We start from the raw sequence: 23,135 nt of genomic DNA on the forward strand, positions 1-23,135 counted from the left end.
GCAGTCCGTTTCATTGCTTATTGAAAGAGCCGTTCTTCAGCAAATAGCTGGCATAAGCCATGGGGTTCTCATACGTGGCTTTCCAAGCATCGTCCAGCCCGGCCTGCTTTAACGTGTAACGCTGATCCTTGCCGTTGCATTCAATGAATAACGGTTTGGCTTCTTGATCCAGCCCGATATCGAGGCCCAGGTCGGCAAGGTGGGGCATCTTGTTACCGAGGAGAAGCACCACGTCCAGCGCAAACCGCTCAATCCCTGCGATAAGACAATCCACGTTCCCATCGGGGTAAACGGATTGCAGAAGCGGCTCTACCTGATAAGGTGTCCCGCCTTGCCCCACGTTCGTAAGGAAAGCATCCTTCGCCGCCACTCTTGCGATCATCCCTGTAACCTGCCACTCTCCGTTAGCCCCGCGTTGGACGGACACCCTAAGGTCAAAGGGACGACCCTCGTAGGCAGCGAGTAGCAAGCATTGCTGCACGATATATTTGGTTTTTCCGATTCTGCGCAGAAGCACTTTGGGAAGCCGGAAGCCTCTCCAGCTAATGGTATGCCAAGTGGTATTGCTGATGCTGGCGGCAGCCGGATAGGAAAGCTTCCAGCCCTTCTTCGTTCGCCAAAGCTTCATGATGCCCCGGCCGATGCTGCTCCGGTCGGGTTTAATGATCAGCGAGTTGAAGCTGCTCATCATTCCTAATATGTTCTCTTTGGTGGCGCGCATGGTTTCGGGCAAATGAGGCCGCATGGTCCGATGTGACCAGAGCAAACGGTGGATATACAGCTTACCGTAGCGGTTCCAGCGGTTAAAGAGCCGATATCCTCTGTCCGCCCAAGCCTCCAGCATCCTCTTTTCCTTCTTGCCGGGATATATAGCCCGGTTATGAATGACTTTGGGCACAGGAATGCTTTGCTCCACATAGCTGCCGTCACGGCACACAAGCGCCTTCAGTTCAGCAGCTCCCCGTTTGTAATCCTGGAGCCGGAAGAAACAGGGCTGCGTGCCGAATTTGGCGCAGAACTGCTCATACAAGGCGATTTCCTCATAATGGGTTTTTCCCGATGGAATGCCGTGGTACAATCGGTCATTGACGAGAATACCCACATAGGGAGGAAGCATGGATATCACTCCTTTCCATTTGCATTAGTATATGAAAAAAAGGCCCGAAAGCCATAGGCCAACGGCTGTAAACGCTTAAGGGCTTATGACCAAACAGAATCCCGAAAGGGCTGCTCGAGCTTCTCCCGGTAAATCCTCTGATAATGTGCCATCTTATCGATAATGGCTTTCCGGTTCGCCCCGATACGGAGGGAGACCTTCTCAAGCTCTAAGTGAAGATCTGGAGCATCCGTAGAGACAATATAATTGGTAAGTCCAACGGATTGCGCATAGTCGAAGCATTTGAAGCGGTAGCCCAAACAGATGAAAGGGACTCCGGCTGCGTGGGAAATAATGTTGGCATGCAGCTTAAAGTTGACGGTGAACTCAAAGCCCGAGATCGTTTCCATGACCTCTTGCTCGTTCAGCAGGCGGTTTTCCAAAGTCACCCGGTCCGAATGCCCGATTTTGGCGGCGAGCCGGCTGCTGTGCTCACGGTCCGGTCCCCACATGGAATAAATATAAATTCGATAGCCGTCACGTATCCATTTTTTTGCAGATTGGACAAGCTCATCCTCCAAGTGCCGCTCATTGCCCCCGTACAGCTTGTTATAGGTCGTTCCCCAGTTGATGCCGATCGTCTTCTCCGCCGGACGGTTCGAACGCTCGTGGCGAAGCAGCAGGCCCGGATCCCCGCTAATCCGTATGTGATCCATCGGAATACCGGAGGTCTCCAGCACCTTATGTGTCCAAGGGCCCCGAACGCCGAAGTAGACGGCTTCTTGGGCGATGGAAGTCAGCTGCTCCGCCATGGCCGCCGAATAGGTCGGGAAGCTCCCGGCCCCTGCCTTCTCCATCGTATCGAAGCCGCTTCCCCATACCATGACCGGTTTACCGGCTTGTAGAGCTTTATATAACAGATCAATATACCCCGGGATGAGCAGCGAGCCTCCTCCCATGACGACAGCATCATAATTGCCTACTTCCTTGTAGGGAGTGCCGGGTAGGGAAGGAATCGCCTGAAGGCCCTTGTCCTCGCCGTATTGCTTCATCTTATGTTCGAAGACGCGCCACAAGAGCTCATCGCCGAGATTATTGAAGCCGATCCAGCCTAAATATAAAATGCTTTTCATTCCATCGACCTGCCTTTATCTTGAATTGCCTGCTCATAAACCTTCGCGATTTCCTTGCTGATGATCTCCGCGTTGAAGGCTTCCAGCACCCAGTCACGTCCGGCCTGACCTACCTTATGGAGATGCGCTGTATTATGCAAGCCTCTGCGCAGCGTTTCCGCCATCACGGGGAGAGTACAGCTTCGCAAGGACTGATGATCTCCAAAGTAGCAATCCCAGGCGAGCCTGTAAACGCCGGGCTCCACCCAGCCGAAAAATCCGTGATTACCTGCGGCAAGCACCGGCTTTCCGCATGCCATGGCCTCCAGCGCAACTCTTCCGGTGCCGACGACGGCATCGCTCATCCGGTAAAAGTCCGGCATTTCCGTGCTTTGACCGACCAAGTGGATAAACTTCCGGTTCAGATATTGTTCAATACGGGTGGAGAGCTCCCGGATTTCCGGCCATTGAGGGCCTTCCCCTACCACGAGTACCTCCAACTGGGTATGGTTGGCGATGTGAAGCTCCTTGACGGCGCGCAGCAGCATTTTGCAAATCGTCCCCTTCTGCCAGGCCAATCGGCTGACATATAAGAGGACGAACGCATCCTTCGAGATGCCGAAGCGTTCGCGCAAAGCAGGATCGGCAGGCGTTGGCGAGTATTCGGCAATATCCACGCCGTTGGGTATCACTTGGGAAGCAAAGCCCAGGCCCTGAAGGTATTCTTGAATCGGATTGCTTACACTGATAACGGCACTCGCTTCCTGTAACAGCCGAATGAGCTCACCCTTGGGGTAATAGGTGCCATGCACGGTAAACAAGAGCGGAATCCCCAGCTCCTTCGCGGCAATGGCTGCAAGCAGTCCCGAAGGCGTCTGGTGAACATGAACAAGAGAGATGCGCTCTTTGGTCATAATGGCCTTGTACTTGCGGATCCACTCTTGTTCAGGTGCCTTGCTCCAATCGTAATCAGTCAGATAGGTTTTGAAAAAACGACTATAGACAGTTTCAAAAGAGCCGGGGTTCCCGACAATAACCACTTGGATACCCAAGTCCTTAAGCTTTTTGGCTATGCTCAGCACGTGGGTTTCGGTTCCGCCGCTTGCCATACTGTCCAATACCATAAGGACATTCATCGATTACTCCCTCCTTTGTTTAGCATAATACTGAAGCGATCTTTGCTGAGGGTGCAGCCGATAATAATACAAGATCTCAGGTAAATTCTCGATTTGGGATTTATGATTCAGGAATTTCACAATAAACTCGTAGTCTTCGGCGCCCTTGATTCTTCTAGTCGGTCCGCCTAGGATATCGAATAAGGCGGCGCGGAACAGAATGGTCCCATGGCAGACGCAGTGACCTCCCTTGGCATATGTCTCCCTAATGTTTTGACCGTAATGAATCCACGTCTCCTTCTTCGGATGATCCGGTATGCGATCCTTAAAGGTAGCGTAGTTGGTACCAACAAGGTCGATATGAGGATGCTGCCGCAGATAGTCAACTTGTCTGGTCAACCGCTCGGGATGCGAGAGGTCATCCGAATCCTGGACGGCGATAAATTCTCCTTTAGCCATAAAGAAGCCCATCGTTAAAGCTCCGGCGAAGCCTACGTTCCGGGGCAGGAACAAGGTATTACAGCCTTCCGACGGCTTGTGATTCTCAACCCACTCCAGAATTTGCTGCCTGGAATGGTCCGTCGACGCATCGTCCACAATAATGATTTCGTAGGTGTTGTAGGTTTGTTTTCGGATGCTGTCTAAGCACTCTTGTATATAGCTTCCGTTGTTGTAGTTGGTAATGACGATACTGACGAGATTCCGAATTCGCGGATACAGCATTGACCGCTCACCCCCTAGTGGTTTCGGTAATCCAACATACTATGCAGCGCTTCTATATGATCCCCTACGATCTGATTCATCGCCGTACCTGTCATATGCTTTTCCGGCCGCAACCGGTTGGCCTTCTCCACGTTCACACGGTGCGGCAATACGATTCGCAGAGCGTGACGCACACAAGCGGCCAAGGCGCGAGGCGGACAAAGCAGGCTCTCCCAGCCGATGGCATTCAGCGCTTTACGGCTTAGGCCGAAGGGAACCATCACCATGGAGGAGGTGCCGAGCGGCTTCTGATCCAGGGCCAGGTTAAGCGCATATACGGACGGCAGGATGGACCTAAGGGGAAATTCTCTTTCCAAGTGATAATTTTGATCGTTTAACGCAACATCATAGCCTTGTCGAATAGCTAATACGAACGGGTAAAGATCATGGGCTGACAAAACCATATCGCCATCGACGAACAGAAGGATTCGCCCGGTGGCGTGGTAGGCGCCGAGTGCGCGTCCCGTATCGGTACCGAGCGCCTCGGAAGAGAGGACAACGGTGGCTCCGTGAGCCAAGGCCAGCTCGCAGGTACGGTCTTGGGAACCGTTCACCACGACGATCAACTCCGCCGGCTCCAATCTATGAAGCTGTTCCAGCAACGGAGCTATGGTCGCTTCTTCGTTCCGTGCCGGCACGATGACGGATAGGGCACGTTCATTCGGACTAGCGGTATCAGTGCTCATATGAGAATTCGATCTGATGACCTTAAAGGAAGTTATCCCGTTGCGGAGCTTCTCTATCAGGTCCCTTCTGCGGTTTCCATCAGGAAAGCCTCCCCTTGGTTTGGCAATGTAGCTCGCGAAGGCCTGCAGGTACCGGTCAATGGTCTTCCGTTCATAAGGTGAAAGCTCGTATTGAACAGCGCAGTGCTCCTGCAAATTCGTATACCTGGGCTTCGTCACAGGTGCAGAGTAGCTGTAACGGGCTATCTTTAAGCCGCTTTTCATTAGAGCAGCATAAGCTGCAATGGGGTTTATAAGTGCAGCCGTTCCCAGCACGGAGAGGGCATGCTGCGTAAGAGCATAAGGTGTATCATTCATACTGCAGGCAAGCAAATCCTCGCGATTCATCAGCTTATTGAAGCATGCAGCCCATACTTCCTCCGTCTGAGGCAGGCAGATGTCTTCCAGCAATGGCTTTCGGTGCGGCGTCACCGCATGGGCGGTCCCGTAAAGAACGGGTTGAAGAAATGAGAGCAGCTGCTCCGGTTCCAGCCGGCAATCCTGCTCCAAGAATAAGACCGTTGTTCCTTTGGCAGCCTTTGCGCCCATAACGCGACGGTCATCGATGGATACGGCTTGATCGACGGCATGAATGGTGCAGCCTGCTTCTTTGGCTTGAGCGATCACAGTTTTCCTGTGCCGATCAAGAACGACGATGAACTCGCAGGGCCGCAGGTAACGGCACCTCTTAGTCATATCGAGAATCCAAGGAACAGGGGTAGCTTCCACCGTCAAAACGACGATTGAAAGTGTATGCTCTGGGGGCGTTACCTGCTTCATCCCTACTCATCCTTACTTTTGTTTAATTAAACGCTTTGTACGCGGACATAGGAGATCGAGCTGAGCAGAACGGTGATCTCTTGTGTACCATACCCGGGAACGTCGCCGACCCGGATAACAGCGAAGTTGGCATTGACGGAAACCAGAACACCGATGATCGTATCTACCGTTAAAAACACTTGCAATTCACGTCCGATATAAGTGGCGAGATGTTCAGCAAATGTCATTCCAATCACTCCAATCCTGTAGGTTGAATGGCTAAGGTGTTGTCGAGGTGGACTACAACAATGGATCCGCGAGGCTCACGGACGACAATGAAGTCTACCCCTACATTGGTGATGATCCCCTCCACGGAGCCGGAAGGTGTCAAGACACTAACCGGAATTTGTTCCTCCATGTACCTCCTCGCCAGCTCGGCTAGCGGCTGCTGCGGCTGGCCGATGGCCTCTCTCAGGAAGCGCGCGAACTGCTCCGAGTAGAGTATACCTCTTACCTCGTTACGAATGGTTCTGGCCAGAAGACGCTGGAGGTCACGCCGAACCCGTTTACTCACATCCTTGTCGAGCCCGCTTAATAGGCGGCGAATTTGCTTGCGGATTCTTCTTTCCACTCTCCGGTCTCTTCGAACCATGATCTCTAGCAGCATCTTGACAACGCGATCTGAACTCATGTGAAAACCTCCTATACTACTATTTACTGACGGTTCCAGACTTTTCTTAGCAGAACTAGAAACGCAGTACACTCCTAAGGTATCGCTATAACCATGCTCCCGTTACGGTCAATCGTGGATTTTGGTACGAAATTGATTTGAAAGTCTATGAAAAAGTAAAATATTGGAATATAAAAGACTTAGTGATAACAGAATCGTCTATTAGGCGTTCAACCAAACCATAGTGTTTGCCCACGCCCTTTGCTGTACATGTGCATAGTCTGATATGAGAGTGTGTGGAATTCATAACAGGAGCAAAGAACAGCGAGGGATCAGCGTGAGTCGACGAAAACCAAAAAAGTGGCTGAAAACGGTGGAGGTCATTGCGAGGATCAAGGCAGCCATGGAAGAGAAAAGGCCGTTTTCCCTAGTCCGCGTGGGAGACGGCGAAAACCTTTGTTTAGCCCAGTACAAAATTTGGCCCATTCGTAAGGTGTTGGCTACCAGGTGGGCCCAGCTATCGCGGACCACGAATTTGAAAGGAGTGAGGCTACCGAATACCCGGCTTCGAGATCAGATGATCGCCGCCATCAAGAAGGCGGATCTTGTGGGCATTCCTCACAAACAAAACAAGGAAATTCTAGCCAAACAATCGCACCTGCGCCCGCTGACCGATGCCTGCTTTGCCAAGTACAATATTAAACCTAAAGATCTATGCCATACGTTTGTCAACCGCCATATGGTGGAGTACCAGGAATTTTGGGAAATGCTGAGAGGCAAGAAGGTAGTGTTCATCTCCCGTTGGGCTAAGGATTTTAAAAAGCTCGTAAATGAAAAATACAACGTGTACGATATCAAATTTATAAAAGCCATCAAAATGTCTCACTATCAAGAAATTCCAAAAGTCATGGCTCAGATGAAGTCCGTTCAGTGCGATATTGTTCTCATCTCAGCCGGCGTCAATGCGGTGATCCTTGCCCAGAAGCTGGCGGAAGAGCAAGGACGTGTTGCCATCGACTTTGGAAAATCGGCGATTTTTATGATCACTAGAGATCCGAAGGTCAAACCGTTCGATCCAAAAGAGCAATCTCAGGAAGGCAAGACGGAACAAGGGGGAGAGCAGGCTTGAAGGTAACTGTCATAGGTTCAGGATATGTAGGAACTACGACGGCATTGGTCTTAGCCGAGCTGGGGCATGAGGTCATAGGCTATGATGTTGATCCCGCTAAGGTAGCAAAATTAAACAGCGGCATCGTGCCCTTTCGCGAGCCCGGCTTGGATGATCTGCTTCGGAAGGTGCTGGGCCGGGGCAATATCGACTTTACGACGGACAGCCGCAGGGCCATTACCGAAAGCGACCTATTGATGATCTCGGTCGGTACTCCCTCCAGCCCAAGCGGGGGTGCCGATTTGACCTATCTTCAGCAGGTGATTGATGCCATCGCCACCCATATTGATGCTTCCAAAACGGTAGTAACGAAGAGCACGGTACCGATCGGCACAAACCGGTGGATTCAAGAAGAGCTGTCCCGACGGTTGGAGGGGAAGCCATATCAAGCCAATGTAATATCCAACCCTGAGTTTCTGCGGGAGGGGGTCGCCCTTCAGGATTCCCTTCATCCGTCCCGAACCGTGATCGGCGGGGAGAACGAAGCGGCCATAGAAGCCGTCAAGAGGCTGTACGACGGACTCCCGACGTCTTATTTCATCTGCAATTATGAAACCGCCGAGATGATCAAATATGCCTCGAACGGCTTTCTCGCCGCCAAGATTTCATTCATTAATGAGATGGCACGGCTGGCCGATCGGGTTGGAGCCGACATTCAGGCGGTATCGGCGGGGATGGGGATGGACCCGAGAATTTCGCCGCATCACTTGTATGCCGGCATCGGCTATGGCGGCTCCTGCTTCCCGAAGGATGTGGATGAGCTGCTTTATTCGGCGCAGCAGCAGGAGATCGAGCTGGGTATCCTCCGTCAGGCAAAGCAGGTCAACGCTTCGCAGATCGACTGGTTCGTAAGCAAGGTGGAGGGTCAGCTTCCCTTGCAAGGCAAAACGCTGCTGGTCCTTGGCGTTGCCTTCAAAGAGGATACCGACGATCAGCGTGAGTCGCCTGGTGTTCGACTGATCGAACGGCTGCTGGAGCAAGGCGCGGAGCAAATTCGTGTGGTCGATCCCACAGTACGCAGCGTCGACGATATTCGCTGGACCCGGCAGCCGAACGCCTCATTGCTTGAGCGGGTAAGCGTATATACGGATGCGGAAGCTGCCGTTGCCGGGGTTCACGCGGTGCTTCTTGCGACGTCATGGTCGCAATTTTCCGCTTATCCCTGGGCCGAGTGGTCGCACAAGACGCAGTCCGCTTTGATATTCGATGGACGTAACTATCTGAATGCGGAAGCTATGAAGCGCGCCGGCTGGCAGTACATCGGCGTGGCCAGGAGATAGAACAAGGAATAAACGAACCCTAAAGGAGAGATAGGTCTTGAAGATCATACAAATATCCACGAATACAATTCCCGTTCCTCCCAAGGATTATGGCGGTACGCAGCGCGATATCCATTACTTGACGGAGGAATTGGTTCGGCGTGGACATAAGGTGATTTTATTTGCCAAGAAGGGCTCCCGAACCAGAGCCACCAAGACATATGTGTATCCGTCCAACAATAAGAGGAAGCAGCTCCGATTCATTAAAAGGCATATGCCGAAGGATGCCGATATCATCCACGACCATTACGGCATCGTAGCCCGGGCGAATCCGCCGATCCCGACGATCGGCAACTCCCACTCCAAGGGCAGGAAAAAGGTACAGATTCCCGTTTATGTCAGCAAGACCATTCTCCGCAAATATGGAAAAAATAAGGGTTATTACGTGCATAACGGGATCCGGCTGCGCGATTACCAATTCAAGGTGAAAAAGAAGGGCTATCTGCTGTATTTAGGCAGAATCATGAAGGAGAAGGGTGTCCATCTGGCGATTAAGGTCGCCAAGAAGACCAAGAGAAAGCTGATCATTGCCGGTACCCTCAATAACAATCCAAAGTATAGGAAATATTTTAACACCAGGATCAGGCCCCATCTCGGGAAGCGGATCCGCTTCGTAGGCCCGGTGGCCGGCAAACGAAAAAGAAAGCTGCTGGCGAATGCAAGATGCGTCCTGTTCACCTCCACCTGGGATGAACCCTTCGGTTTGGTGCTGATTGAAGCTCTTGCGAGCGGGACCCCCGTATTGGGCTTTCGGAAGGGGGCCGTACCGGAGGTGCTTAAGGGACTTCCCGTGCTGTTATGCAAGAATACGAAGCAAATGGCCAGGAAAGTACGGAAGCGTAAGAAGCTTCTTCCTTCGGCAAGGAAGTGCAGAAGGTATGTTCAGAAGCGTTTTTCCGATAAGGTGATGACCAATAATTTCCTGAAGCTGTACAGGAAGATTATCCGACGTAGAAAGTACAAAAAGCTGCGTCATTCCCAGTGGAAGAGGATCAGGGTCTAACCTCCATGTAAAGGAGTTGAACCACGTGGTTACGATCATTACATGTACTATAAGACCTGGCTATTTCAAGAATCTGTTGAACAACTATAAGCGGCAGAGATGGAGAAACAAGGAGCTTATCATTATTCTGAATAAAAATAGCATGAGTCTGCGCAAATATAAGCGCAAGGTGAGAAAATACAAGCGGGTTCGCGTGTATAAGCTTCCTCAAAGATATACGCTGGGCCGATGTCTGAACTATGCCATCCGAAGGGCTAGAGGCAATATTATTGCCAAGTTTGACGATGACGATTTCTACGGCGCACGTTATTTGAGGGAGTCCGTCCGCGCGATCAAGCGGGGGAAGGCATCGATTGTAGGCAAGCACACCTCCTACATTTATTTTGAAGCCAAGAAGGCGCTAATGCTGTTCCGGACCGGCCGCCAGAACAAGTACGTTAAGAGGGTTAAGGGAGGTACGCTGGTCTTCAAAAAAAAGGTATGGAAAAAGGTCAAATTTTCGAATAAGAAGGTAGCCGGGAGCGATGCAAGGTGGTTAACGAATTGCAGGAAAAAAGGGTACCGGATCTACTCCGTCTCCAAGAAAAATTATGTCTGCATCCGAAGAAAAAATACGAACTCCCATACCCAAAAAAGAAGCACCAAAAAGTACATGTCACGATGCAAAATGGTAAAGCGTACTAGAAATTACAGGAAATACGTTACACGGTAAAAGCATGCAGCGGTTCCGCCCGCCCGGCTTGCGGGGCGGGCGGGTCGCTTCGGCTAGAATGGGAGGGACGATGATGATTGGCATTTTATATCCCCGAACCATACTTCGGCGACTTATGAAAGGCGCGAAATCCTTCGAGCGGCCTGCCTTCTATATGGATGCGGCAAACCGGGTGGGCGAGGAGGTCATCTTCTTCTCTTTGTCGGATATTGATTGGAGGAAGGGAACGATCAAGGGATGGACCGGGTCGGGCAAGGGCCGGACCAAGTGCTTGCTCCCTCCCGTTGTCATCAATCGGACTAGGACGAACCTGGTTTCGGTCAAACGCACGATTGAGCGGGTCAAGCAGCGGGGATGTATCGTTTTTAACGAGCATAATGTCGTATCCAAGCTGGAGATTCATCATATTCTTTCCAACCATCGGAAGCTTGTGCCTCATCTGCCGTCAACTCACACGGTGTCAGAGCAATCCGTTAGAGATTTGCTGAATCAGAATGCTTGTCTGTTCCTGAAGCCCGGTACAGCTTCTGTAGGCAACGGGATCATCCGGATCCGAAGGGAAAAGAAGGCTCTATTGGCCGAATTCAATCAACTTGGTCGAACGAAGACCAGAAAAGTAGGGCTGAAAGCGATTGTAAAGATGGTGAGGAAGCAGCGAGGCAAAAACTATTTGATCCAGCAGGGTATCTCCCTTATGAAATACAAGGGGAACCCGGTCGACTTTCGAGTGTCTATCCAAAAGGACGGGAGCGGGAGATGGCAGTATACGGGAATGGTGGGGAAGATCGCGAGAAAGGGGGCGATCGTGACGAATCTGCATTGCGGGGGCACCTCCATGAAGGCTGCGGAGCTGTTTAAGCACTGGGGCTGGAACCAAATGCTGATCGAGTGTAAAGTCGCCAAGCTTGGATTACGGGTTGCTAGAGCGTTGGAACGGGAGCTTCCACATATCGCCGATCTGGGCTTGGACGTGGCCATCGACGACCAGCAGCATCCTTGGTTTATTGAAGCGAATTTCAGGGATTTGCGAGTCACCTTCCGCGATGCGAGAGACAAGGAGACTTGGCGGCAAACCTTCGCAAATCCTATCTATTATGCAAGCTATCTGCTGCAGCAGCGGCGCCTCCAGGAGGAATGCGCATCGCTGCAGACGCAAACGGGAGTGCTTGAAGAATCGGTTACAACGCTCCCGACTCCTTCCGGATAGGAAAACCGCTACCCCCCTCCCCTTACCTCCTCGGAAGAGGAAGTAAGGGGATTTTTGCGTTTATAGTGACTTGAGATAGTCCATGAGGGGCTGCTGCAGCTTCTTTTGCTTCAATGCATACGCAAGGATGGCCTTTACATAACCCATGTGATCGCCGACATCATGCCAGACTCCGCGAATTTGGCTGGCGTACACGGGCTCCTCTTGGTTGAGCGTCGCAATGGCATCGGTTAATTGAATCTCCTCGCCGACTCCCGCCTTCTGATATTTGAGTATATCGAAGATGGCCGGGGTCAGAATGTAACGCCCGATCATGGCCATGGTGGATGGCGATTCATGCGGCTGCGGCTTCTCCACCAGCCGAGTCACCTGGAGAATGCTCTCGTTAAGCTGCATCCCCTCCACGATCCCGTAGCTTGACACCGCTCGCCTATCTACCGATTGAACACCAAGAATCGAAGCCTGGTACCGGTTATAATACTCGATCATCTGCTTCAGGCAGGGAGTGTCTGCATCCAAGTACGTATCGCCGAGCAGAACGGCAAACGGTTCATGGCCTATGAACTTTCTTGCGCACCAGATGGCGTGCCCCAAGCCTCGCGGCTCCTTCTGACGAATATAATGAATATCGATCAGACGAGAAGGCTCTTGTATTTTGCTCAGCAGGTCCAGCTTCCCTTTCTCCTTCAGGTGATGCTCCAGCTCGAAGTCTGTATCGAAATGATCCTCTATCGCATGTTTGCCTTCCCTCGTCACAATGATCAGTTCCTCAATGCCCGAGGAGACCGCTTCCTCTACTATAAATTGGATGGTTGGCTTATCGATAATAGGGAGCATTTCCTTTGGCATCGCCTTCGTCGCAGGTAGAAATCGGGTGCCGAGTCCGGCTGCTGGAATAATCGCTTTTCGGATAGTCATCCGGTTCACCTTCCTTTAGACGAGATGAGATATTCAATGCTAGCGGATAATCTATTGTATGCTGTGTTGAAGAGGAGGAACATGGACAGGAAACCCCCTTTACTGAAAATAGGTCATTGACTATCACTGCGGCTTTTTTAACGAAAAAACATTTCCGGGACACCCTATTACATATGCCGTTACTCCCTATAGATAAATCTCATATTCTGTAATGTGTATCTATCTTTGAAGAGGATCTGTATGTGAAATAACGGTTAGGGGGGGAGCGTTTGATCATTGTCACTGCTACAAATGACAAATACGCTAAATATCTTGGAGTCATGTTAATTTCGCTGCTCAGGAACACAGATCCATTAACTACATTAAGCGTTTATATTCTTGATGGGAGCTTATCGGTCGAAAATAAGCTTAAGCTGACCAAAATTATGCAGGAACGAAATATTAGGTACTCATTTATAGAACCGAATAAACGCTTGATACAATCCCTTCCGACTTACTCGAGAGCTAAGCACATTTCTAAAGAGGCATATTACCGTATCTTTGTGCCGGATCTAATAACTGATACTAATATTACCAAATGCATTTATCTTGATTGTGATCTCATAGTGACGAAAAGCATTGACGAGCTATGGAACACTGACATTCATGGGTATCTTGCTGCTGCGGTGGATACAGCTTGCTTGTTATCTAAAGAGAAAAGAGTGAAGATTAACCGAAGGCTTTTCTTGCCTAAGGATGCCTCCTATTTTAATTCGGGTGTTTTATTGATGAATTTAGCGGAGTGGAGAAAACATCGGATTTCTCAGAGGGTAATCGATTTGATTCGGAAAGAAACTGTGGAGCTTCGGTTAATTGATCAAGACGCACTTAACATAATCCTTCATGGGAAATGGTTGAAGCTCGATCCTAAGTGGAATTACACTGACAGCCACTGGGTAAAAATGCCTTTAATTAATCCAGCCATTATTCATTTTACTGGTCCAAGAAAGCCCTGGAATGAAGATGTTACCTATAAAGACGAGTATGAAAAATATGAAGATCAATTGGCGTGGGAAACTCTTTAATAACACAGGGAGCAAATAACTAACAAAAGGGAGTGTTAGTGTGAAAATTGTTCAAATTTCAACAAACTCACTGCCGGTTCCTCCTAAGGATTACGGTGGAACTCAGCGGGATGTATTTTATTTAACTGAAGAATTAGTGAGACGCGGACACGAAGTGATCCTATTTGCTAAGAAGGGCTCCAACACCAGAGCTACAATTACCTACGAGTACCCAAGCGATAGTCGTAAAGAACAGCTAAAATTTATAATGCGCCATATGCCTAAGGATGTAGATATCATTCATGACCACTATGGAATCGTGTCCAAAGCGAATCCACCCATTCCAACGATCCGTAATTCTCATTCAAAAGCAGTGAGGGGCGTTCAGCTTCCGGTATATGTAAGCAAGACTATCTTGAAAAAATACGGCAAGAACAACGGGTATTATGTGCATAACGGCATTCGTCTCAGCGATTACGAATATCGGGATAAGAAGAAGGATTATATTCTGTTCTTGGGCAGAATAATGGAACAAAAGGGTGTACACCTGGCCGTAGAAGTTGCCAAAAAGACGGGAAAGAAACTAATTATCGCGGGTACGCTGAATAATAACAAACAATATAAAGACTATTTTGATACGAAGGTTAAACCGCATTTGAACGATCAGATTTCCTTTGTAGGCCCGGTTGGGGGAAAATGGAAACAAGAACTGTTGTCACAGGCGAGCGTTGTCCTGTTCCCTTCTACATGGGATGAACCGTTCGGGCTGGTTCTAATTGAGGCTTTGGCATGTGGAACTCCCGTGTTAGGGTTTAAGGGCGCAGGGGCTGTTCCAGAAGTATTAAAGGGATTGCCTCAGCTTTTATGTGACAATGCGTCTGACATGGCTTGCAAAGTATTGGCCCGGGAAAAGCTTCCTACGGCTGAGGAGTGTCGTGCATATGTGGATCAATCTTTTTCCGATATAGTAATGACGGATAATTTCTTGAAGCTATACAACAAAGTGTTAAGCGAGAAGCTTTATAAGGTTGATAGCAGTTCAGGATGGAATAAGTTGAAAAAGGCCATAAGGAAGAAGGGGAGGTAGACCTTTGGTTTCTATTATAACAGTGACAATGCGACCACAATATATGGATGAAGTCCTTTTTAACTATGCAAGGCAGGAATGGGAGGACAAAGAACTCATCGTAGTATTAAATAAAGACAATATGAATTTAAATAAGTGGAAAGAGCGTGCAAAACTGTTCGATCGGGTCCGTGTATACCAGCTTCCAGAGGAATATCCCCTGGGTCGCTGCCTAAACTGGGCTATTGCCAGAGCCAATAGTAAAATCATTGCCAAATTCGATGATGATGATTATTATGCTCCCTACTATTTAAGTGAATCAATGAAGGCAATACAATCCGGTAAAGCCCCGATCATCGGCAAGCATACCGCTTATGTCTACTTCGTCAAAAAGAGGGCCCTCATGTTATATCGAAAGGGCAATGAAAACAGGCATAAGAAGAAGTTGAAGGGCGGAACTATTGTATTTAAAAGAACTGTTTGGGATCGTGTGAAATTTGATGAGAAAAAGGTAGCAGGCAGCGACGCGCGTTGGCTTACGGAATGTGCTGACGCGGGGTACAAGGCTTACTCCGTTTCTAAGGAGAACTATGCATGTATAAGACGAGGGGACGGGAATAGCCATACGCAGAAAAGACGGACGAAGGACTACATGAAGCATTGTAATAAAATATGCCAAACGGGTAACTACGTTCCTTATGTGACAAAAAAGGTGAAATGAAGAAGGCGAGGGAAGACCATCCTTTATCCGAAAGGAGACGTAGGAGTTGAAAATCGTTCAAATATCCAATAACAAATTAACCGTTCCTCCAAGAGCTTACGGCGGGACTCAGCGTGATATCTACTATCTGACCGAAGAGCTAATCCGTAGAGGTCACGAGGTCGTATTATTTGCAAAAAAAGGATCAAACGCCCACGCTACACAAACATTCGAATACCCTTTCGATGATAATAATAGCGATAAAATATACCGATTCATCATGCAGCATCTCCCCCAGGATGTGGATATCATCCATGATCATACAGGCATCGTATCACGCACCGATCCTCCTATTCCTACCATAAGAAATTCTCACCTGCGCAAAAAGACGATAGGTTCTCGCTATCCTGTTTACGTTAGCAAAACGATTTTGGAAAAATACGGTGAAAACATAGGCTACTATGTTCATAATGGCATTAGACTAGCGGATTATAAGTTCCGTGAGAAAAAAGGCGACTACCTGCTCTTTCTAGGACGGCTTACTCCTGAGAAGGGGGTACACCTTGCGATAGAGGTCGCTAGAAAGACTGGACTAGACCTTATTATCGCCGGCCCTTACGAGCACAACAAGAAGCAAATGAAATATTATAAGGAGGTTATTAGGCCGCAACTGGATAAGCAAATTCGCTATGTAGGTAATGTGGGAGGTAAAAAGAAGCAGGATCTGCTGTCCAAAGCACGCTGCGTATTATTTCCATCTATATGGGACGAACCGTTTGGCCTTGTCTTAATCGAATCATTGGCCTGCGGTACGCCAGTACTCGGATTCAAGTATGGAGGTGCTGTTCGGGAGGTATTGCACGGACTGCCCCAGCTCTTATGTAATAACGTACTGGATATGGCTATCAAAGTGCTGACTCGTAAAGATTTTCCCGCACCCCAGGTTTGTCGAAACTACGTAGAGCAGCACTTCACCGATCGGGTTATGACAGATAACTTTCTGAAGTTATACAAGAAAATTATTGAAATTCATAAGGGGGAAGAATCATGAAAATTGCCATGATATCCAATAATTCGATACCGGTTCCCCCTTCGGAATATGGCGGTACGCAAAGAGAAATTTATTATTTGACGGAAGAGCTGGTCCGTAGTGGGCATGAGGTTATTCTGTTTGCCAAGAAAGGGTCAATAGCAAAGGCAACGGCGACCTACGTTTACCCTTATGATGATAAGCGGAAACAATTGGAGTTTATTATGCGTCATATTCCCAAGGATGTTGATATCATACATGATCATTGTGGTCTGGTTGCGAAATCGAATCCCCCTATTCCAACCATTCGAAGCTATCATGGTGCGAGAAAGGCAATTCATGTACAAATTCCTGTTTATGTAAGTAAAACCATCTTGCAAAAATACGGTGAAAATGAGGGGTATTACCTTCATAATGGTATACGCTTGACTGATTACCGATTTCGTCAAAAAAAGAAAAATTACCTTCTTTATATAGGTAGAATCGAGCCAATGAAGGGGGTTCACCTTGCGATTGAGGTCGCTAAGAAAACGGGACTCAAATTACTGATCGCCGGCCCCTACGATCACAATAAAGTGCAAAAGAAATATTTTAATGAGGTCATTAGTCCTCAATTAAATAAACAAATTCGTTATATCGGTTCTGTTGGTGGGGAGGAAAAGCAAGTCCTCCTCTCCAAAGCTCGGTGTGTGCTATTCCCCTCCGTATGGGATGAACCTTTCGGTATCGTAATGATTGAAGCTTTGGCTTGCGGTACCCCGGTGCTTGGTTTTCAGGATGGGGGAGCCGTTCCTGAGGTGCTGCATGGCTTGCCGCAACTCATATGTAGGAATACGAAAGACATGGTAACCAAGGTGCTGAATCCGTCTGCGTTTCCTTCTGCTCACCAGTGCCGGCAGTATGTTGAGTACCACTATTCTGAACGGGTTATGGTGGATAAGGCCCTAAGCCTCTATAGGAAAATTCTGAAAGGAAACCATTACAAAATTTATCCTGACTCCGAATGGAATAACTTGGCGGCAAAAAGGGGATGGCTTTAGTGCTTACTGTCATTGTATGCACCATGAGACCTTCTTTTATAGATAATGTGTTTGACAATTATCTAAGGCAGACTTGGGAAGAGAAGGAGCTCATGATCATTTTAAATAGAGATAATATGGATATCACGGAGTGGCGTGAACGGGCGAAGGGTAATCCGGATATTGTCGTGTATCAGCTTCCACAGGAATATACCTTGGGTAAATGCCTGAATTGGGGCATTGCTAGGGCGAATTATCCGATTATCGCTAAATTTGACGATGACGACTATTACGGTCCTGATTACCTTAAGGAATCCATGCATGCTATGAAAAAGAAAAAGGCTCCTATCATAGGGAAAACAACTTGTTATTTATACTTTGAAGCGGAAAAAGCATTAATGCTGTACCGTAAAGGAATGGAAAACCAGTATAGGCCTAAGATTAAAGGAGGAACACTGTTATTCAAGAAATCCGTATGGGAGAAAGTAAAGTTCCCGGAGAAGCGGGTAGCCGGCAGTGACGCGAGGTGGCTGCTGAATTGTAACAAGGCTGGGTTTAAGGTCTATTCTGTGTCTAAAAATAATTACGTTTGTATTCGCAGGGAAGACATCTCAACTCATACACAAAAAAAGAACAATCGGAAGTATATGGAATCCTGCAAAATGATTAGTTGTACTAGTGAATTTGTTCCATTAATAACTAAAGCTTATAAATAAAAGGAAGGCGGTCACCGAATAACCGGTGACCGCCTTGCGCGGAGGAGGGAATTTATATATTTGATTTCATGACGATACGCAGTGAATCAAAGTCACCTATGACTTGGTATTTTTTGTTCTGGAGCAATTCATCTACCGCATGCTTCACCCCGGGAAATTTTGATTGGTTGTAATCATGAAAAGCGATATAACCTCCTTGAGAGACTTTTGGTACATAAATGGAAATGTCTTGTTTCACCATATCATATTCATGATTACCGTCTATAAATAATTGTGCTATGGGAACAGGAAAATCGTTATAGGCTTCGTGACTTAATCTTTTAATGGGTACGACGTATTGCTTTACTCCAGCATTTTTCATATTTTTGCGAAATGCTTTGTAATAATTTTTACCAATAATACCATTGGACGAGAATGGATCTATTGCATACACGGTTTTTTTTGCTTTGGTAAGACGTAGGCTGGACATCGCAAGAGCCAAGGTACTTTTTCCCTTGTATGAACCTATTTCGACAATGGAGCCTGGAATACGTTCGGCGAGCATGGTCATTATTACCAAGCCAAGGATTTCTTTATTGGTAAGCCAGCCCTCTATTGTTCTGACGTGTTCGATAATCTTCATTATTTTCTTACTCATTGTGTTACCGCCTTTTGAATGAAGGTTATTTTTTCTTACTTTGCTTTTGTTTTTTCAGACTATCACCTGACGGCTTTTGATTAAACAAGAGGTATTGATTCATCTCGATGAGGCGATTGTTTTTAATTGGGTGGATCCAGTAATGGCAAGGATGCCTTCTCGCGTTCTTTACCTCCGGCAATTTTATGCTGTTTGGTCCTACGCGTACTACGCCTAATTCCTCATCGGGATAGCTACGAATTCGGGCCCCGCACGCATGTGCCGTGGTGACGAATAACATTTCTTCTGCAGCGGTTACTTGTGTGGAAGAGAGCAGCTCCTCTAGTGGGAACTTTTGGATGCGGGCAAGTATTTTGGTTACCATGCTTTTTCTATAAACTTGCCCCGGGTTGAAATACCATATTACCTTGTCGGTTCCGAATAACGGCTGCCACCGGCGCCACTCCCTCCACATTCGAGTGATTCCCTTCTTTGACACCTTACCGTACTCTGAGGGATTACGGCTAATGGTAAGCCCCCAACCCATACAATCAAAACCTTCCATGGTTTCATCCAAGAAGGAGTGGAAACCATGCTTAATAAATAAAATGTCATGATCCAGGCTGACCAAGTATTCGTACTCGGTGTTGGTTTCATGAAGCCACTTGGCGACGTCTACTAGGAACATACCTAAAAAATCATACTTCAAGGGTTTGCTGTAAGGGCAGACGGGGATTCCTAGTTTTTGTCCGAAACGTTTGTTGACACCGCCGTTATAAAGGACGATTTCGGCGTCTGGATGATAAAAGCGAAGGTTGATGATTTGGTGAGTTAAGGCCAGCTCATTCTCGTGCGCCAGAATCGCAAAGATGATCTTCCGACTTCGGGGTATTCTCGTAGACACCATCAATCTTCTCCTTCCTGTCGGTTCTGACTTCATATTTGAGGGCTTCTGCATGTTACCAGCATATGATCTGTGACACATGTTTGACCAAGCCAGTACCTATGTAAAGAAGCCAAATTTCTTCTAACACGGCAAAGATGTATCTGTACCCGAAACGGTACTAAATCACATCATTTTCACTGACGCATAGGGTCGCACGAATTGGAAGCCGAGTCGTATCCTTATCAGAAGATGATGGAAGAGATGGGACTTGGACCGGAGCGTTTGTTTATATTGGGGATAATCCGTATATAGATTTTGTTACTGCCAAACAATTGGGCTGGATGACGGTTTGCGTTAAAAGGCCAGACGGGTTCTATAGCGACGCTGTCGTAGATAAGGCGTACATGGCGGATTACACTATTTCTTCATTTGATGAATTGGATTTTTTAGTGGAAGGGGGGCATCACAAGATGAAAAAGAGAAAAAGGGGGAGAAATTTTCATCCTTAATAGGGGGAACCAGTAAAAATCACTGAATTGGCATGTAGATGAACGAATTTATAAGTGTACCCCCCTAAAGCGGTGAGGGGATATACGGAAATTGTGAGTGATTCATTGATAAGATCAAAAAGCTTAAGGAATTATTACCCTAATGCTTTATCGTTCTCCTTTGTCCTCATTAACAATAAGTTAACAGAACAAAGGAGATTTGGATTATTTTTAAAGCAAATTCTTAGGACGGAATCCCCCGCCACTTCATCAGCAGACCCGCATGCACGAGCCCGCCCCCGAACCCGTAAAGCAGGAGGGTATCACCTTCCCGGAACAAGCCATCCTTAACCCCTTGATCTAGAGCAAGCGGAATCGTGGCTGCTGAGGTATTCCCGAAGTGTTCGATCGTGTGCAAGGTTTTCTCGAGAGGCAGGCCTGTTTTCTCACAAACGGATTCGATGATCCGCAGATTGGCGCTGTGCGGTATGAACCAATCCACATCGCCGTAAGTTAGCCCGGCTTGCTTCAGAAGCTCCTCTGTCCCCCTGGGAACCGTTTGAACAGCAAACTTATACACCTCACGGCCGTTCTGCACGATTTTGCCGGTATCTTGCAGCGTCGTTCCGTTCAAGCAGCTGGAGGTTCCTGTGCGGTACAAATGGATGCCGCCGCTTCCATCCGTACCTGCACGGTAGGCGCCAAAAGAGGGGTGCTGCTCATCGCGTTCGACCAGCACAGCCCCGGCACCGTCCCCGAACAGGATGCAGGTGGTACGATCCGTATAATCAGTAATCTTGGAAAGAGCATCGGCTCCTATGACAAGCACTTTGCGGTGCAGACCGGAGGTAACCATCGCATCGGCTACATGCAGGCCGTAGACGAATCCGGCGCAGGCGGCGGACAGATCCATAGCACTTGTTTGCGGAATGCCGAAATGCGCTTGTACCAGGCAGGCTGTGCTCGGAAAGGAGAAATCCGGCGTGCTGGTGCTGACGATGATCAGTTCCACATCCTCCAAGGTGACAGGATAACGCTCAAGCATATTTCGGACGGCGGCAATGCATAGATCGCTGGTGTGCTGATCGGGAGCACAAATGCGCCGTTCCCGGATCCCCGTCCGTTGGACGATCCAATCGTCCGAGGTATCTACCATTTTCTCGAGGTCTGCATTGGTTAGTCTTGCTTCCGGTACGTAGCTTCCAATGCCGGTAATACGTGCTTGTGACATGGTTTGCATGAGCAACTCACCCCAATGGTTTAATTTAGTACCAAGTACTAATACTAGGTTATAATTATTGTAATGGGGAAGGAAGCTTTTGTCAATGAGGCGAATGACAGATCAAACAGGCAAGATCTTCTGTAAACTTTCACTCGAAGCTTTTCGGGGCAAACAGTATAATAGACTGGAGAGTAAAACAAGAACATGAGGTAGAACCTATGCTGTCTTTACGAACCTTAAAGCTCTTCACGATCATGCTGCCTCCCGTCCTCATTGGGGGTTTTGAGTACATTCGGCATGATTTTCTGCTGGGTGTGCTTTCTATGGAGACAGGCAACCTGTACATTACGCTGCTCACGCTCCTCCTCTCTTATCTATTCGCGACGTGGATGTTCCGGAGGATCGGGAGGACGAATGAGCGACTAGCCGCGGAAGAAGCCAAGCGTGCCGTATATGAGGAACGGGAGCGGCTTGCCCAGGAGCTGCATGATAACATTGCGCAGATCTTATTCTTCCTGAATGTACAGCTGCGCAAAGGGCAGATCGATGAGGCCCGTTCCGCCGTATCGGAGCTGGACCATCAGCTTCGGCAGGCGATTTTCAACCTGCGTACGGTACCGGAGGAAGGGGGAGGCTTCGCCGCGAGGCTGGAGACGTGGCTCGAGGAGTGGAGCGCGATCAGCGGCATTGCCGTAGAGCGGAGTGTGGAGCCCCATGCCATACAGCTAACGCCGGCGGCCGAGGTGCATTTATTCTCCGTCATTCGCGAAGCCTTCACAAACATTCGTAAGCATTCGCTGGCCGATCATGCGGCAATCACCTTGGATCAAGATGCTCAGCAACGCTGGAGACTGAGAATCAGCGATAACGGCATCGGTATGGAAGCCTTGAAGATCCCGGAGCATAGCCGCAAGCAATATGGGCTCGCGATGATCCGCAAGCATGCCCAGGCGCTTGGAGCGCAAGTAACACTGCATCAAGTGCCGGATGAAGGGGTGGAGCTGCTGCTCATCGGACCGGAGCCGGGGAAGGAGACGATATGATATATCGCGTACTTATAGCTGATGACCACCCTTTGTCCCGGCGTGCCGTGATGACACTGCTGGCAGGGGAAGAAGATTTTCTATGTATCGGTGAGGCGGCAAATGGCCAAGAAGCGGTAGAGCTGTGTGAGAAGCTGCTGCCGGATCTGGTGCTGATGGATATCCGCATGCCGGTCCTTACGGGGCTGGAGGCGGTGAAGAGGATCAAGTACCGTATGCCGCACATTCGTATTGTTATGCTGACGGTTTCCGACGATGCCGCCGATCTGTTGGCCGCCATCCGCTACGGGGCCCAAGGGTATCTCCTTAAGAATATGGATCCCGACGATTGGATGTTGTATCTGCGAGGTTTATTAAACGATGATGAGAGTATTACCCGGAGTATGGCAGACCGGCTTTTGCAGCCCTTCCTGCATGCCAAGCCAAGCAGCACGGAAGCGGAACCCGGAGTCCTCTCGCAGAGGGAAACGGAAATATTGACTTACGTGGCGCGCGGCCTAAGTAATCGGCTGATTGCCGAGGAGCTGGGCATTACGGAGAACACGGTCAAAAATCATATGAAAAATATCCTTTCGAAGCTCGGTCTGGACAATCGAGTGCAACTTACAGCATACGCCGTTCGCCATGGCCTGTCACATATCGGTCATAAACCTGTCCCGGAATAGCCCGGTTGGGTCATACCCTGTCTGACCCGTTTGCGATACATTGTTTATGGAAATAATGATCGCTGGAAAGGCAGG

24 protein-coding genes are annotated in these 23,135 nt (G+C 48.6%); 13 read left to right on the forward strand and 11 right to left on the reverse strand.

The features are described 5' to 3' along the window. Positions 1-10: 10 nt before the first annotated feature. The 7 genes from RAC89_RS17970 to RAC89_RS18000 all read right to left on the reverse strand — a co-directional run bounded on the left by RAC89_RS17970 (position 11) and on the right by RAC89_RS18000 (position 6,260). Entirely contained in the window at positions 11-1,117 is a 1,107-nt protein-coding gene (locus RAC89_RS17970) for a YheC/YheD family endospore coat-associated protein (RefSeq protein WP_306615109.1), read from the reverse strand. Positions 1,118-1,200: 83 nt separating this feature from the next. Next, positions 1,201-2,229, reverse strand: coding sequence for a polysaccharide pyruvyl transferase family protein (locus RAC89_RS17975; RefSeq protein WP_306615110.1), 1,029 nt, complete (start codon positions 2,227-2,229; stop codon positions 1,201-1,203). After that, complete coding sequence (locus RAC89_RS17980; protein ID WP_306615111.1) at positions 2,226-3,344, reverse strand: glycosyltransferase family 4 protein; 1,119 nt, start codon at positions 3,342-3,344, stop codon at positions 2,226-2,228. Before RAC89_RS17980 ends, RAC89_RS17975 begins: the two co-directional genes overlap by 4 nt. A gap of 3 nt (positions 3,345-3,347) precedes the next feature. Continuing rightward, on the reverse strand, positions 3,348-4,046 hold the full coding sequence (locus RAC89_RS17985; RefSeq protein WP_306615112.1) for a glycosyltransferase family 2 protein: 699 nt from the start codon (positions 4,044-4,046) through the stop codon (positions 3,348-3,350). Between the two features lie 14 nt (positions 4,047-4,060). Further along, complete coding sequence (locus RAC89_RS17990; protein WP_306615113.1) at positions 4,061-5,590, reverse strand: glycosyltransferase family 2 protein; 1,530 nt, start codon at positions 5,588-5,590, stop codon at positions 4,061-4,063. Between the two features lie 26 nt (positions 5,591-5,616). Beyond that, complete coding sequence (locus RAC89_RS17995; protein ID WP_306615114.1) at positions 5,617-5,817, reverse strand: hypothetical protein; 201 nt, start codon at positions 5,815-5,817, stop codon at positions 5,617-5,619. A gap of 5 nt (positions 5,818-5,822) precedes the next feature. Next, positions 5,823-6,260 (reverse strand): hypothetical protein, encoded by a 438-nt coding sequence (locus tag RAC89_RS18000; RefSeq protein ID WP_306615115.1) that lies wholly within the window; start codon positions 6,258-6,260, stop codon positions 5,823-5,825. A 316-nt stretch (positions 6,261-6,576) separates the two neighbouring features. On the opposite strand from RAC89_RS18000, the gene RAC89_RS18005 reads away from it, so the two are divergent. From RAC89_RS18005 to RAC89_RS18025, 5 genes are read left to right on the forward strand one after another with little or no spacing between them, the layout of a single operon-like run. Next, on the forward strand, positions 6,577-7,368 hold the full coding sequence (locus RAC89_RS18005; RefSeq protein ID WP_306615116.1) for a GT-D fold domain-containing protein: 792 nt from the start codon (positions 6,577-6,579) through the stop codon (positions 7,366-7,368). Then, on the forward strand, positions 7,365-8,687 hold the full coding sequence (locus tag RAC89_RS18010; protein ID WP_306615117.1) for a UDP-glucose dehydrogenase family protein: 1,323 nt from the start codon (positions 7,365-7,367) through the stop codon (positions 8,685-8,687). Before RAC89_RS18005 ends, RAC89_RS18010 begins: the two co-directional genes overlap by 4 nt. Positions 8,688-8,724: 37 nt before the next feature. After that, the gene (locus RAC89_RS18015; RefSeq protein WP_306615118.1) at positions 8,725-9,729 is read left to right on the forward strand and encodes a glycosyltransferase family 4 protein; all 1,005 of its coding nucleotides are present in this window, start codon (positions 8,725-8,727) and stop codon (positions 9,727-9,729) included. Positions 9,730-9,754: 25 nt separating this feature from the next. Beyond that, a complete protein-coding gene (locus tag RAC89_RS18020) occupies positions 9,755-10,441 on the forward strand; it encodes a glycosyltransferase family A protein (protein ID WP_306615119.1) in 687 nt (228 codons plus the stop codon). Positions 10,442-10,445: 4 nt separating this feature from the next. Further along, the gene (locus RAC89_RS18025; protein WP_306615120.1) at positions 10,446-11,648 is read left to right on the forward strand and encodes a YheC/YheD family endospore coat-associated protein; all 1,203 of its coding nucleotides are present in this window, start codon (positions 10,446-10,448) and stop codon (positions 11,646-11,648) included. 60 nt (positions 11,649-11,708) lie between these two features. Here the strand turns inward: RAC89_RS18025 and galU are convergent, their stop codons facing one another. Next, positions 11,709-12,566, reverse strand: coding sequence for a UTP--glucose-1-phosphate uridylyltransferase GalU (gene galU, locus RAC89_RS18030; protein ID WP_306615121.1), 858 nt, complete (start codon positions 12,564-12,566; stop codon positions 11,709-11,711). A gap of 269 nt (positions 12,567-12,835) precedes the next feature. Here galU and RAC89_RS18035 point away from each other — a divergent pair, with 269 nt between their 5' ends. From RAC89_RS18035 to RAC89_RS18060, 6 genes are read left to right on the forward strand one after another with little or no spacing between them, the layout of a single operon-like run. Next, a complete protein-coding gene (locus tag RAC89_RS18035) occupies positions 12,836-13,630 on the forward strand; it encodes a glycosyltransferase family 8 protein (RefSeq protein ID WP_306615122.1) in 795 nt (264 codons plus the stop codon). 40 nt (positions 13,631-13,670) lie between these two features. Further along, positions 13,671-14,696 (forward strand): glycosyltransferase family 4 protein, encoded by a 1,026-nt coding sequence (locus tag RAC89_RS18040; RefSeq protein WP_306615123.1) that lies wholly within the window; start codon positions 13,671-13,673, stop codon positions 14,694-14,696. A 4-nt stretch (positions 14,697-14,700) separates the two neighbouring features. Then, positions 14,701-15,396: a glycosyltransferase gene (locus tag RAC89_RS18045; RefSeq protein ID WP_306615124.1), complete on the forward strand. Its 696-nt coding sequence runs from the start codon at positions 14,701-14,703 to the stop codon at positions 15,394-15,396. Between the two features lie 46 nt (positions 15,397-15,442). Then, positions 15,443-16,426, forward strand: coding sequence for a glycosyltransferase family 4 protein (locus RAC89_RS18050; protein ID WP_306615125.1), 984 nt, complete (start codon positions 15,443-15,445; stop codon positions 16,424-16,426). Continuing rightward, positions 16,423-17,445: a glycosyltransferase family 4 protein gene (locus RAC89_RS18055; RefSeq protein WP_306615126.1), complete on the forward strand. Its 1,023-nt coding sequence runs from the start codon at positions 16,423-16,425 to the stop codon at positions 17,443-17,445. The genes RAC89_RS18050 and RAC89_RS18055 overlap by 4 nt, the downstream gene beginning before the upstream one ends. After that, positions 17,436-18,140 carry a glycosyltransferase gene (locus RAC89_RS18060; RefSeq protein ID WP_306615127.1) on the forward strand — a complete coding sequence of 235 codons (705 nt, stop codon included), beginning with the start codon at positions 17,436-17,438 and terminating at the stop codon, positions 18,138-18,140. The genes RAC89_RS18055 and RAC89_RS18060 overlap by 10 nt, the downstream gene beginning before the upstream one ends. Before the next feature lie 52 nt (positions 18,141-18,192). Here the strand turns inward: RAC89_RS18060 and RAC89_RS18065 are convergent, their stop codons facing one another. From RAC89_RS18065 to RAC89_RS18080, 3 genes are all read right to left on the reverse strand, one after another. After that, a complete protein-coding gene (locus RAC89_RS18065; RefSeq protein WP_306615128.1) occupies positions 18,193-18,777 on the reverse strand; it encodes a class I SAM-dependent methyltransferase in 585 nt (194 codons plus the stop codon). Between the two features lie 25 nt (positions 18,778-18,802). Continuing rightward, positions 18,803-19,663, reverse strand: a complete 861-nt coding sequence (locus RAC89_RS18070; protein WP_306615129.1) for a hypothetical protein — start codon at positions 19,661-19,663, stop codon at positions 18,803-18,805. Between the two features lie 711 nt (positions 19,664-20,374). After that, positions 20,375-21,361, reverse strand: coding sequence for a ketoacyl-ACP synthase III (locus tag RAC89_RS18080; RefSeq protein WP_306615131.1), 987 nt, complete (start codon positions 21,359-21,361; stop codon positions 20,375-20,377). A 212-nt stretch (positions 21,362-21,573) separates the two neighbouring features. Here RAC89_RS18080 and RAC89_RS18085 point away from each other — a divergent pair, with 212 nt between their 5' ends. Next, complete coding sequence (locus RAC89_RS18085) at positions 21,574-22,395, forward strand: sensor histidine kinase (protein ID WP_373430029.1); 822 nt, start codon at positions 21,574-21,576, stop codon at positions 22,393-22,395. Further along, entirely contained in the window at positions 22,392-23,060 is a 669-nt protein-coding gene (locus tag RAC89_RS18090) for a response regulator (protein ID WP_284637753.1), read from the forward strand. Before RAC89_RS18085 ends, RAC89_RS18090 begins: the two co-directional genes overlap by 4 nt. The last annotated feature ends 75 nt before the right edge of the window (positions 23,061-23,135 follow it).

The sequence above is a fragment of the Paenibacillus sp. GD4 genome, assembly GCF_030846225.1.
Taxonomy (GTDB): domain Bacteria; phylum Bacillota; class Bacilli; order Paenibacillales; family NBRC-103111; genus Paenibacillus_G; species Paenibacillus_G silviterrae.

Bases quoted from the DNA above. Each gene is read 5' to 3' on its own strand.
- RAC89_RS17990 (WP_306615113.1), bottom strand. From the start codon at position 5,590: ATGAAGCAGGTAACGCCCCCAGAGCATACACTTTCAATCGTCGTTTTG.
- RAC89_RS17995 (WP_306615114.1), bottom strand. From the start codon at position 5,817: ATGACATTTGCTGAACATCTCGCCACTTATATCGGACGTGAATTGCAA.
- RAC89_RS17985 (WP_306615112.1), bottom strand. From the start codon at position 4,046: ATGCTGTATCCGCGAATTCGGAATCTCGTCAGTATCGTCATTACCAAC.
- RAC89_RS18065 (WP_306615128.1), bottom strand. From the start codon at position 18,777: ATGAGTAAGAAAATAATGAAGATTATCGAACACGTCAGAACAATAGAG.
- RAC89_RS17980 (WP_306615111.1), bottom strand. From the start codon at position 3,344: ATGAATGTCCTTATGGTATTGGACAGTATGGCAAGCGGCGGAACCGAA.
- RAC89_RS17970 (WP_306615109.1), bottom strand. From the start codon at position 1,117: ATGCTTCCTCCCTATGTGGGTATTCTCGTCAATGACCGATTGTACCAC.
- RAC89_RS17975 (WP_306615110.1), bottom strand. From the start codon at position 2,229: ATGAAAAGCATTTTATATTTAGGCTGGATCGGCTTCAATAATCTCGGC.
- RAC89_RS18080 (WP_306615131.1), bottom strand. From the start codon at position 21,361: ATGTCACAAGCACGTATTACCGGCATTGGAAGCTACGTACCGGAAGCA.
- galU (WP_306615121.1), bottom strand. From the start codon at position 12,566: ATGACTATCCGAAAAGCGATTATTCCAGCAGCCGGACTCGGCACCCGA.
- RAC89_RS18070 (WP_306615129.1), bottom strand. From the start codon at position 19,663: ATGGTGTCTACGAGAATACCCCGAAGTCGGAAGATCATCTTTGCGATT.
- RAC89_RS18055 (WP_306615126.1), top strand. From the start codon at position 16,423: ATGAAAATTGCCATGATATCCAATAATTCGATACCGGTTCCCCCTTCG.
- RAC89_RS18060 (WP_306615127.1), top strand. From the start codon at position 17,436: ATGGCTTTAGTGCTTACTGTCATTGTATGCACCATGAGACCTTCTTTT.
- RAC89_RS18090 (WP_284637753.1), top strand. From the start codon at position 22,392: ATGATATATCGCGTACTTATAGCTGATGACCACCCTTTGTCCCGGCGT.
- RAC89_RS18000 (WP_306615115.1), bottom strand. From the start codon at position 6,260: ATGAGTTCAGATCGCGTTGTCAAGATGCTGCTAGAGATCATGGTTCGA.
- RAC89_RS18025 (WP_306615120.1), top strand. From the start codon at position 10,446: ATGCAGCGGTTCCGCCCGCCCGGCTTGCGGGGCGGGCGGGTCGCTTCG.